The sequence below is a fragment of the Paenibacillus sp. 1781tsa1 genome, assembly GCF_024159265.1.
GTDB lineage: Bacteria > Bacillota > Bacilli > Paenibacillales > Paenibacillaceae > Paenibacillus.
The window spans coordinates 305,830-318,514 of the sequence record NZ_JAMYWY010000001.1 but is presented as its reverse complement, the minus strand read 5'-3'; the positions used below and the strand labels follow the sequence as shown (position 1 = coordinate 318,514).

At 48.1% G+C, this 12,685-nt stretch carries 6 protein-coding genes, 1 rRNA gene and 1 pseudogene; all 8 read right to left on the bottom strand.

The features are described from left to right. Positions 1-279: 279 nt before the first annotated feature. Positions 280-1,831 (bottom strand): 16S ribosomal RNA (locus tag NKT06_RS01415). Positions 1,832-2,457: 626 nt separating this feature from the next. After that, positions 2,458-3,002 (bottom strand): annotated as a pseudogene (locus NKT06_RS01410) (GNAT family N-acetyltransferase). Positions 3,003-3,054: 52 nt separating this feature from the next. Continuing rightward, the gene (locus tag NKT06_RS01405) at positions 3,055-4,659 is read right to left on the bottom strand and encodes a response regulator (RefSeq protein ID WP_253429214.1); all 1,605 of its coding nucleotides are present in this window, start codon (positions 4,657-4,659) and stop codon (positions 3,055-3,057) included. Then, entirely contained in the window at positions 4,656-6,566 is a 1,911-nt protein-coding gene (locus tag NKT06_RS01400) for a cache domain-containing sensor histidine kinase (RefSeq protein ID WP_253429212.1), read from the bottom strand. Before NKT06_RS01400 ends, NKT06_RS01405 begins: the two co-directional genes overlap by 4 nt. Positions 6,567-6,594: 28 nt before the next feature. Beyond that, positions 6,595-7,443 (bottom strand): carbohydrate ABC transporter permease, encoded by an 849-nt coding sequence (locus NKT06_RS01395; protein ID WP_036616400.1) that lies wholly within the window; start codon positions 7,441-7,443, stop codon positions 6,595-6,597. After that, entirely contained in the window at positions 7,440-8,390 is a 951-nt protein-coding gene (locus tag NKT06_RS01390; protein ID WP_253429210.1) for a carbohydrate ABC transporter permease, read from the bottom strand. Before NKT06_RS01390 ends, NKT06_RS01395 begins: the two co-directional genes overlap by 4 nt. A gap of 47 nt (positions 8,391-8,437) precedes the next feature. After that, positions 8,438-9,778 carry an ABC transporter substrate-binding protein gene (locus NKT06_RS01385; protein WP_253429208.1) on the bottom strand — a complete coding sequence of 447 codons (1,341 nt, stop codon included), beginning with the start codon at positions 9,776-9,778 and terminating at the stop codon, positions 8,438-8,440. 183 nt (positions 9,779-9,961) lie between these two features. Then, positions 9,962-12,205: a glycoside hydrolase family 88/105 protein gene (locus tag NKT06_RS01380; RefSeq protein ID WP_253429206.1), complete on the bottom strand. Its 2,244-nt coding sequence runs from the start codon at positions 12,203-12,205 to the stop codon at positions 9,962-9,964. Positions 12,206-12,685 lie beyond the last annotated feature (480 nt).

Sequence of the window (12,685 nt, the reverse complement as noted above, 5' to 3'; positions counted from 1 at the left end):
ACTCGATACCATCGCAAAAGCAATTATCTACCTTATAAACACTTCACTTGTTTGCACAAGTTCAGCTTAAAGGAATGTTCTAATTCGCATTTACTTTCGTTTCGATATCTAGTTTTCAAAGAACAAGCTCCATGCAAAAGCAAGCTTTTTGAGAGTTTGAGCTCTCAAAACTGAGCAACGAGTGAGTTAAAAGCTTTACGAAGTAAAGCTCGCTTCGGAAGCATGCTTCCTGAAGACTTATATTTGAATGTTTCCGTTGCAGGAAACGATTCTCCATAGAAAGGAGGTGATCCAGCCGCACCTTCCGATACGGCTACCTTGTTACGACTTCACCCCAATCATCTATCCCACCTTCGGCGGCTGGCTCCTTGCGGTTACCCCACCGACTTCGGGTGTTATAAACTCTCGTGGTGTGACGGGCGGTGTGTACAAGACCCGGGAACGTATTCACCGCGGCATGCTGATCCGCGATTACTAGCAATTCCGACTTCATGCAGGCGAGTTGCAGCCTGCAATCCGAACTGAGACCGGCTTTTTAGGATTCGTTCCACCTCGCGGCTTCACAGCCCGTTGTACCGGCCATTGTAGTACGTGTGTAGCCCAGGTCATAAGGGGCATGATGATTTGACGTCATCCCCACCTTCCTCCGGTTTGTCACCGGCAGTCACCTTAGAGTGCCCATCCGAAATGCTGGCAACTAAGATCAAGGGTTGCGCTCGTTGCGGGACTTAACCCAACATCTCACGACACGAGCTGACGACAACCATGCACCACCTGTCTCCTCTGTCCCGAAGGAAAGGTACATCTCTGTACCGGTCAGAGGGATGTCAAGACCTGGTAAGGTTCTTCGCGTTGCTTCGAATTAAACCACATACTCCACTGCTTGTGCGGGTCCCCGTCAATTCCTTTGAGTTTCAGTCTTGCGACCGTACTCCCCAGGCGGAGTGCTTAATGTGTTAACTTCGGCACCAAGGGTATCGAAACCCCTAACACCTAGCACTCATCGTTTACGGCGTGGACTACCAGGGTATCTAATCCTGTTTGCTCCCCACGCTTTCGCGCCTCAGCGTCAGTTACAGCCCAGAGAGTCGCCTTCGCCACTGGTGTTCCTCCACATATCTACGCATTTCACCGCTACACGTGGAATTCCACTCTCCTCTTCTGCACTCAAGTCACCCAGTTTCCAGTGCGATCCGGGGTTGAGCCCCGGGATTAAACACCAGACTTAAATGACCGCCTGCGCGCGCTTTACGCCCAATAATTCCGGACAACGCTTGCCCCCTACGTATTACCGCGGCTGCTGGCACGTAGTTAGCCGGGGCTTTCTTCTCAGGTACCGTCACCTTGAGAGCAGTTACTCTCCCAAGCGTTCTTCCCTGGCAACAGAGCTTTACGATCCGAAAACCTTCATCACTCACGCGGCATTGCTCCGTCAGGCTTTCGCCCATTGCGGAAGATTCCCTACTGCTGCCTCCCGTAGGAGTCTGGGCCGTGTCTCAGTCCCAGTGTGGCCGATCACCCTCTCAGGTCGGCTACGCATCGTCGCCTTGGTGAGCCGTTACCCCACCAACTAGCTAATGCGCCGCAGGCCCATCCCCAAGTGACAGATTGCTCCGTCTTTCCAGTTTCCTTCAGGCGAAGAAAACAATTATTCGGTATTAGCTACCGTTTCCGGTAGTTGTCCCAAACTTGAGGGCAGGTTGCCTACGTGTTACTCACCCGTCCGCCGCTAACTATCAGAGAAGCAAGCTTCTCTTCAAGTCCGCTCGACTTGCATGTATTAGGCATGCCGCCAGCGTTCGTCCTGAGCCAGGATCAAACTCTCCAATAAAGTATTGAAAAGAGCGATAAGCTCATTTTGAATCTGACGAGATTAAAAATCTCATTTGTGCTCCAGTCGATTCAAACCAAGGCTTGTTTCGAACTTTCGCGTTCATTCTGCAAGCAGAATGTTTACTCACTCGTTGTTCAGTTTTCAAAGATCAAACTTGTTTCGTTACCGAGTGTTGTTCTCCTCAGCAACTTTTATATCATAACACTTCCGATCCAACTTAGCAAGCTCTTTTTTTAAGTTTCTTTCGAAGCTTATTTGTTTTGCCTGCGGCACTTTGTTTCTCGTGTTTTTTTGGCCGGAAATAGAATATATCATATACACAACACAATTACTACTTGTAAAATATCCCATAGGCAAATTAGATATATATGATTCAATCTCTTCATAATTTCTTTTTCCAATGGCGATATCCTCATACTATACCCTATATACACTCACCGGTCTAATCTATCTCAATATAGGTTGTGAACAGACTCAATCAGCATCATTACTTTGTTCTATAAAATATGAAACACAATACCTCTATTCAATGATACTGCTTTCTATTATCTCGACACCGAATCTAATATTCGAACTCCATAGGCTGCAGGCTTATATAGATTGTGATCTTCACTTTTTAATTATTAGTCTTTAAACCTGCCCATCACTATCGTGTCGTGATACTGTCCATCCGCGTGTCGCCGATCCTTTTTCAGGATACCTTCGATCTCGAAGCCACTCATTTGGTATAACTCAATTGCCTTTTCGTTGGATGCCAGTACGTTCAATGTCATCTTTTCTACACCAGTCTGGTCTGCCCATTCTATCGACTGCACTAACAAGTTCTTGCCAATCCCATGTCCCCAGTACGCTCTGGCTACACACACGCCGAACTCAACCTTATGCCAAAAGCGCTTCAACTCTATGCCTTCACATCGGGAATACCCCACAATCTCGCCCGCTACTACAGCAACAAGGAACAGATGCCGTGACTTCTCCGTGTCCTTATGGATGATCCGCCTAAACCCGGCTGCGTCGATATACGCCTCACCATCTTCACGATCCATGTTCTCGGTTTCCCGTCCATTTGTACACGAAGTGAAGACAAGGCCTCAGCATCTCTTTCCTCTGCCGATCTAATTGAGTAAGATAAGCCTTTAATGTAATATTCCTGCTGATCGATAATCATAAGAACCATTCCGCCTCTTCCACTTTATTTAAAATACTTTACCTGTATCGCTTTACCCCACCTCAGACGGACTCTTGCCCGTAAGCATTTTGAACACCTGACTGAAATACGTCGCATTACGGAACCCCGTCATCTCGCTCACCTCATATACCATGTAATGACCCGACTGCAACAGTTCCAACGCTCTCTGAATTCGGTACCCGTTCAAATAACTCACGAAATTCTCGCCCGTCACCCTTTTGAACAGTTGACTCAAATACTTCGGATGTACGAATAGTCCCTTGGCTATCGCTTCAAAACTAATCTCTTCGGTGTAATGCAGCTCCACATACTGTTTCACCTGCTCGATAAGTTTATTGCTTTTTTTCTCGCCCATCTCCTTGCGTATCTGTTCTAACCAGTTGCAGATAATACGGTCCATCCAGCTTACCAGATCATGCAACGCATACTTCGATTGAATTTCACGCAAAAAATCACTCATCGCCAGTGGCGGTGTTAACATGGGATGAAGTCGGTTCCAGCTATGAATCAACGTGTCAAACAGACTGACGGCCACCACCTGTACATCCTGTATCCCAACACAGTTCCCCTCTCTCAGCAAAAGGTGAATGTCCTGCCATAGCTCTTCCGCCAGATCAGGTCGAATATCCGCCCAAGCCTCATTCCATTGACGAAGCAATAATGAGTAATCGGTCACACTTGCTTCTGTATCCTCAGATGCCTCGTAGTGGTAGATACGACTTCCACCCTGAAACTCTGCTGTTTCCACCGCTTCCCTGCTCTCGAGATAAGAATCTATCGCCTCACATGGGTGACTTTTGGATCTTCCGATTCCAGCACTCACTTCAATTTTCAGATACGTAAAGATCTGATCGATCATCCGCTCTATGAGTGGCAGACATTCCTCCAATAGATCTTTATCTCCTAATAGAAGCAACACAAATACCTGATCCGAATAATCAACAATCTCTACCTGACCATTCATGCGCGCCGCCTGTTCCTTCACCGTCTCCTGAATAATATCAGCCGCCCCATAGCGGAGAAGCTGCCAATCCCGTTCTTTCATCCGTGTCAAAAATACGGGGCGATTCAGCTGCAGACTAATGGCGCGTGTCTGTGAGGACATATGAATGCCTATATAGTCCATGCGTTCTTTAGGCAGTTCATCTGCCCGATACCGTGTAGTCAGCAGTTCGTGAAGAAATTGTTTGCGCAAATACGGAAGTACCCGTCCGACCTCCTGCTTATACGTCCGCTCCAGCCGCTCATGCCGCTCTCGCACATCTTGTTCCAGTAGCACCTCCCGCAACACAGACTCAATCTCCTCAACCTCCGCCGGCTTCAGCAAAAAGTGATTCACCCCCCAGCGCATAGCTGCCCGGGCGTTCTCGAATTCGTCATATCCACTAAGAATGATAATCGGCAGGTGGGGATGATCACGTCGCAACGTCTGGGTGATCTCAAGCCCCGTCATCCCAGGTAGATAGACATCAGTCATAACGACATCCGGATGCATACGGTGAAACAGCTCCAACGCATCCAAGCCATTTGAAGCAGTGCCTGCAATGCTGAGGCCCAGAGAAGGCCAGTCGATATGATCTGTTAATGCCTTTACAATATGAGGATCGTCATCAACAAGCATAATGGTCTTCATCATTTTTCACCGTCCAGCCATAGATTTAATTGCTCGTCGGTCTCAATACGCGGCAGCGTAATGGTTACTTCCACGCCACCTGATTCTCTATTGTTCAGTTGAACGCCATACCTCTTCCCGCAATACAACTGAATCCGTTGATGCACATTCCGTACACCGATGCCATATGTCTCTTCGAGTTTCCATCCCTCCGGCAAACCTTGCCCATTATCCGTAATGCGAATGACGATATCCTCATGCGGGCCAACCTCTTCGTGCATATGCACTTGAATTCGAAGTGTCCCCTCTTCAGGATGCCCGTGCATAACGGTATTTTCGATAAAGGGCTGCAGAATGATCTTGGGAATGTGACAACCGCGAATACGCGGATCGATCTGCTCCTGATATTGAATGGAGAACGGTAGCCGCTCTGACTGTATATTAACGTAGCAACGGGCATGCTCCAACTCATCTCGAACCCGAATAAACAACCTCCCTCCACTCAGTCCGATCCGTAACAGCTTGCTAAGCTGCACAATCATGCGACTGATATCCTTGGCTTCATAATCGAGTGCGCGCCAGTGGATCATGTCGAGGGTATTGTATAGAAAATGGGGTTTGATCTGGGCCTCAAGCAAGCCCGTCTGGGCTTCACGCTTGGCCCGGCTCTCCTCCTTCACCTGTTCCATCAGCGTTGTGAGTTGTGAAGCCATATGATTAAAGCCATAAGCCAAGTGGGCGTACTCCTCCGTAAACGAAAGTTGCACCCGGGTATCGAAGTCCCCTTTCTCCAGTTGTCTCATTCGCTTGATCAATTGTCTCAGTGGGCGGATAATCTGCCTTACGAACAGGTACGCAAGCACAGCGGAGCATAATAGTCCCAGTATGGCAATGCCGAGAATCTGCCAGCCCGCATGCCTGACCGGAGATAACAGTGTGTACACCGGAATAGTCTGTACGAGGCGCCACTGAAGCATGGCTGGTCTGGAGTAGAGCACCAATTGGGCACCTCCGGATTGGCCGGAAACGACTTCGTATCCGTCTGCGCCAGGCTGGACATGTTCCTGAATCCATGCACTATCTATAATAGAAGAAGATGCGTTTAAGGCATCACCCGTTTCTGGAACTGTACTCACTTCATTACTTCTATTCGCTCGTTCCTGTTGTTCCAATGTATCACCTTCAGCATGATCGGATTGTACATTCTCCCCTGCTGGATCAGCTTTCCCCATCTCCATTACGACATTACCAGCCGTATCTACCAACAGGACTTTTCCATCAAGCACCATGGGTACATCAGCAAACCTGCGTACAATGTCCTCTCTACTCAGCCGAATGAGCACATAGGCAACCGTTCCGCCATGACTGTCGAAAATCCGTTGGGCATATCCGACCAAAGATTGGCCAGATTCGTTCTCACGCAGCGGCACCCAAGCCGCATCAGCCTTTTCCAGCGTTGCAAACCAAGAGTCGTGTGTGATGGTGTCCACAGGAAATATGCGATCAGCCATCGTCACTGTCACTTCATTAAAGACATCCGTATACAGTTCGATGGAGGTGATGCCTTCACTCACGACCATGGTATGATCCAGGATTCGAGAGACCTCTCTCCGTTGGTGAATCTGTGCAAGCCTGCCCGTATCGGCCGTTTCGAGCAGATTGGACAGTTCCCGATTGCTTGCCAAACCGTAGGCGGTTCCTGTTACCCCTGTGATGAAATCAAATCCCCGACGTGTGCTCTCGTTCAGAAGAGCCAGACGTGCTTTGCTAATCTCGGCAAATGTGACCGCGGAGAAAGACTGATATGCCAGCCAGACAACAACCGAGACGAGCAACAGGTTAAACGCAATAAAGCAAGTCACCATCAACGTGGAGAGCTTGCTTTGTTGCAGCTTTTGATTAATGAATGAAGACCAGCTTCCTTTCCCCATGGAAAAATCAACTCGTTTCGTCTTGGAATTACCCTTTGAGCCCAGAGGTCGCGATTCCTTCCACGAAGTACTTTTGACACACGATAAATACAATGAAACATGGCACCAATGACAACACCGACATGGCAAACATCGGACCCCAATCGGATTGAGAACTCGAATCAAGGAACAGACGCAGACCTAGCGGCACGGTGTATTTGCTAACATCACTCAAGTAGATCAACTGACTGAAGAAGTCGTCCCATGTCCACAAGAACGTAAAGATCATCGTGGTAACCAGCGCTGGAAAAGCAAGTGGAATGATGATTTTGGTGTATATTTTCACAGGACCGCATCCATCAATAGTTGCCGCCTCATCCAGCTCTTTGGGCAATCCCCGGAAGAACTGTACCATGAGAAAAATGAAGAAGGCATCGGTCGCCAGCCATTTTGGCACCACAAGCGGAAGATACGTGTTCACCCACTCCAGGTGGTTGAAGAGAATATACTGCGGGATCAGCGTTACATGATGCGGCAGCATAATCGTCATGAGCATCAGGCCGAAACAGATGGCTTTGAATCGAAAATTCAGTCGCGCGAAGGCATATGCCGCCATAGAGCAGGAGATGACATTGCCCAGCACGGCACCAAGCGACAGGATGACAGAGTTGGTCAGGAACCGGGAGAATGGATTCCCCTGAATTCCAGACCAGCCATTCATGTAATTTTGCCAATTCCATTCCTGTGGCCAGAACCAGGTCTCTGTAAAGATCATATGTCCCGGTTTGAATGAGCTCCCCAGCATCCAGAGGATCGGGTAGAGCATGACAAAGGCGATGCCTGAGATCAACACATGTTTGCTGACGACCCATGCTGTAGAGTTTCGTTGTCCAATCATGATTTCCCACCATCCTCATAATGCACCCACAGCTTGCTGCTGCGGAATACGAGCAATGTAAATACGCCAATCAGGATGACCAGCACCCAGGCCATCGCGGAAGCATAACCCATCTGAAAGAATGAGAATCCTTTTTTGTACAGATACAGAGAGTACATTAAGGTTGAATTCACTGGTCCTCCGCTACCATTACTGATGACAAAAGCCTGTGTGAACGATTGAAAGGACGTAATCAGTTGCATCACGAGATTGAAAAAGATGACGGGTGACAGAATCGGCAACGTTATATAGAAGAATCTCCGCAGAGGGCCTGCACCATCTACCGCTGAGGCTTCATCATATTCAGGTGGAATCTGCTTCAAGCCTGCCAGGAAAATAATCATCGATGATCCAAATTGCCATACGGATAACAGCACGATGGAATATAGGGCATACTTCGGATTGGCAACCCAATCAGGCGCCTTAATACCTACCATGGCAAGCACACTATTGAGTAACCCGTCACCGCCCAGCATTTTACGCCACAACATTGCAATTGCAACGCTACCTCCAAGCAATGTCGGAATGTAATACACGGTCCGGTAAATACCAAGCCCTCGAATCCCTTTGTTGAGCAACATCGCTACAAGCAGCGCAAAGATCAACTTGACCGGTACGGATACAGCGACATACGTGAAGGTGACTTTGAGCGACTGGGTGAACAGTTTATCCGATGTGAACATCGTTGTGTAGTTATCCAGACCGACCCAAGAAGGGGTGGCCAGGATACTGTAATCGGTGAACGAGATGTATAACGATACCAACATTGGACCTAAGGTGAGAAATAACAATCCGACAAGCCATGGGGCGAGGAACAGAAGCGCGGCTCCATTATGCGCATATCTCCGTTTGACCCGCCGGGTAGCTACACGCTCGATTCGGGCTTGACTGATCTGTGATGTGTTCATCTTCGCAACCTCCCCGCAGAATTAGAAGTCTGAGACAGTTTCAATTATTATTGACTCGATCCAAGCGTAGCCTTGGCTCCTTCAATAAACTGAGCAATGACATCTGGAGTATTGCCTTGACCGAAGGCGATCTGCTCGCTTGCGCTCTTGAAACTTGTGTCCACTTCAGCAAATCCTTGCGGGTATGGTGGATCAATTTCACTGGAATGCTTCGATACGGTATCGATAAATTGGAAAATGACTTGTTCCGCTTCCGGCAGCGTTGGCTGCATCTGCTCGCGAATGCTTGAGTTAACCGGCACACCACGTTCAGAACCAAGAATAGCGGTTGCTTCTGGATCATTGACCATGAAATCAATGAACATGGCAACTTCCTTCGGATGTTTCGTTTTGCCATAACCGGAGAGGAACTGGCCTGGTTTCAGGTATTCGCCAATTTGTTGCTCGTTAACACCATGCGGGAGCACCTGTATGCCAAGCTTATGATCCTGGTTTTTGTTCACCTGCTGGAATGTCAGCAATTGATTGGACCATGCAAAATCCATGGCAGCTGTACCCAGTGAGATCGGGCGTGTCTCCAGTGCATTGGTGGTGGATGCCGTGATCTCCGCTGTGGTCACTCCACCATTCTCGCGTAGTGCGCCCCACATATCGAACCATTGCTGAAGCTCTTCGCTGGTAGCGGTCATTGTGCCACCGTCGAACAAACCTTTCCCGGATTGTCGGATAAACACTTCGAACATGTTGGTTGTACCGGAAATGTCTGCAGATCCATAGAAACCATCACCTTTGGCTGCGGCAATCTTGGTCGCCATATCCCCAAAATCCTTCCATGTCCAGCTCTCTTGCGGTTCTTCAATACCTAATTCCTGAAATACGGTGGCGTCATAAATGACACCTGGTGCGTTTACTCCGAGGGTAATCGCATATAATTTATCGTCAATCGAACCGGCTGTAATCATGCTCTGATCATGGTCCTCTGTCCGCAGCTCTTTGCTCTCTGCAAATGGGGTCAGATCAAGCAAGGCCCCACGGCGGGCAAAGTCAGTCAGAAATGCGTAATCCATCTGAATGATATCTGGTGCATTTGAACCGGCTACCTGTGTCGTTAATTTGTCAAAATAACCATCCCAACCAGAGTATTCAGGTTTAATGGTGATTCCCGGATGTTTCTCTTCAAATAGTTGGATGACTTTGGTCGTCAGATCATGCCTGGTCTGTGATCCCCACCAGGTCATGCGCAGTTCAATCTTGCCTGAAGAGTCTCCTTCACTTCCACTTGCTTCGCCAGAAGAAGCTGGCTTATCCGTGGCTCCTCCCGAACAGGCTGTAGCGAACAATAACAGGGACAGGCAGAACAGGGTTACCCACTTTTTGGTGATCATCATAAATGAATTTCCTCCCCTTTTACTTCTATGGAATCGCTTACAAAACCTATTGTATAGGTCCATTGCTGGACATGACATAAACAAAAGTAAGCTTTCCTGTCAAAAAAGTAAGGAGTTAAAGGAATCAAAAACCACCGGGAATAACATTCCCGGCGGTGGTGTACCCGTCTCAGTTATGATCTATCAGGAATGTGATACTGCAGGTGAAGACACCCTGTGCTCGGCCAGATGTTTCTTCATTTTTGCCACTTCGGTCCCTGCCAGCATCATAATGCCTATTCCGTGATTGTCATTGGTGACGGTACGCAAGTCCTGATCATAATACTCTGCCGTAAACGCATATCGCGATCCACTGCACACGCCATGGACATTCCCTTGACGATCAATCGCTTTGCAGATGAGTCCCCTCCAAGCTTGCTCGGCTGCCGTGACGTAAACTTCAGGGTCTTTGAACCAGCCAAAACGTACACCTCTCGCAAAACCATAAGCAAACATCGCCGTGCAGGAGGCTTCTTCATACGTCTGCGGTTCGTTCAACACCTGATGCCACAACCCACTTTCTCCTTGAAGGGCCGCATACCCTTCACACAGTTCGTTGAAGAAATTAATTAGAGCCGGGCGCTCGGGATGCTCTGCCGGCAAAGCTTCCAATACCTCCGTCAAGGAGAATAGTGTCCAGCCATTGCCACGTCCCCATGGAATCTGCGTTGCCTGTCCGTATTTGAAATCATACACATGAGACATGATCTTGAACTCAGGCATGAACAGATATTTCCGATACAGTGAAAATTGTCTGGCGGCTTCATCCAATGCGGCTGAGTTGCCTGTCACTCGTTCATAACGAACGAGAAACGGCGTACTCATATATAGATCATCTGCCCACATGGTATTCTCGGCATACTCGCCTACACATGTGCGATAAAATGCCCCATCCTCCTGCCTTTCCAGGCGGGAAAGCATGAAATCTGCAATCCGTTCAGCAATCGGAAGAAACGTTGGTTCATGACACTCTGAATACGCTTCCAGCATGGCCGAACCAAATGAACCGCAATTATCCAACATTTTCAGCATGACCAATTGTTGATTGACAGCCGGGAAACCATACTGCTCCCGATCCCATAATGAGTATTCATACATCTGGGTACATGCCTGCACATGCTCAGCCGCATAACGTGTAATGTCCGGTCTCTGCAAATAACGCCCAGTCCGTAATAGACCATATACAGTGACACCCAATGGATAATCCCAGCGACCATAGTTGGTTACACTGCCCACTGTCCATTTATTGCTTAACATGGCGTTTTCATAATAGGGTCTAATCCAAGCATCCGGTCGATCCAAGCGCCAATATGTCTGTTCTCCCCCGGTTTGGTACACTCGGTCTGTTCGGGTAAGATCCTGCACATCCGGTTCAACCTTCGACTCAAAGGGGCCGACATATAACCATGACTCTCCGGAAGCACCGTGGACACGCTGAGGAAGTTCAAGTAGAAGCGGCTTACCCGAAACGGTTGCGTTCAAATTAAAATGCCACGGTCCTGCCGCATCATCGCATTCACTTCGGACAAGCAGGTCACTCCGCCCAAAAGAGGCTGCTACATCCACCTCGAACGGACCTGCCTCCCTCACTTGCGCCACAGGCTTGCCGCTAATCCATATACTTAAAGAACCCGAGGATTGACCTGACAATCGTACCTGACTCCCGGTTGAATCGGTATTGTTCAAATGTGTCCAAGCATACACATGCCGTCCAGGAAGATGCCCGTATATTCGTTCGAGGGTTGGCTTGGTTTTATCTTCATCAGACCAGCCTGTCTCAGGCAGCCATTTCAAACTGTAATCTGCTTCTTGTCCAAGCAAGTCTGGTTGCTTACTCACAGCAAGGTTCGGTTGGGAGAACACCCAACCCGCTTGTCCCTGTCTCTCCTGAAACGGCGCAAATACGTTCAGAATACGCACTTTACCTTCATCAGAGCCAAACTGGCAGCCAAATCCGGCAGGGGTATTCTTCATTTCCAGCCAAATGGTGTTCCAACCGGGCTTGATATCGATGCTGAGCTTCACCGTTGCATCAGGACTGATCTCATCCATTACGGTAGAGCGATAGACCAACTGCTCATTGAAATAAAAGCGAACAGGTCCATAACAGCGGACCAACACATCCAGATTCCGGTCCTCGTCTCCCCAGACCAGCGCAGCTGCGTAGGATATATAATCTTTGGGAGCATCAGGAAAGCGTTTACCTAAATTCAGATCATAAAGCCCTTTCTCATTTTGCAAAATACCAGACTTCTGGAATACCCGATATACAAAATCAGCCTGCGCATTGGCCCCAATATACCTCTCGGCCAGCACCTTCAGCACCTGATCCTGATCTTCTCCAAATCGGTAATACATGCTCTGCGGTTCACTGAAATAGGTCGTCATTGATCGCACACATCCCTCTCACATTGAAATAAAATCGTATCCGAAATAAAACGTCCAGCCGAGCAGCTCAGACCCCTATTCTGCTGTGACAGGATCTAGAGATATAGCGCTTAACCTTCGTAAGGAACGCCCTTGCCCTGAACGTTAATATCTTCTAGTTTACTCAGGCACCAATTAATAATCCCAGTATAACTGACATGTTCTATGGTGGCTATAGATTTTTGTTTACGCTTACAAAAAATCAGGAAATTCGGTTTTTCCTTCGCCAATTACACCTTCATTAGGACATTAATTTAAAAAAACGGAAAATGTTACCGATATAGAGACTATATAAGTTGAACTAATCATTTACACAGAAACGTAGAGGACAGAAAAAACCTGAAAAAGCGAAGCGTTCGCCTTTATCACCGGATTTTTCCCTTGAGAAAAGGGAATCAAAAAAATCTGGAGATAACAGCGATTGGAAGGTTATTCTGTCAT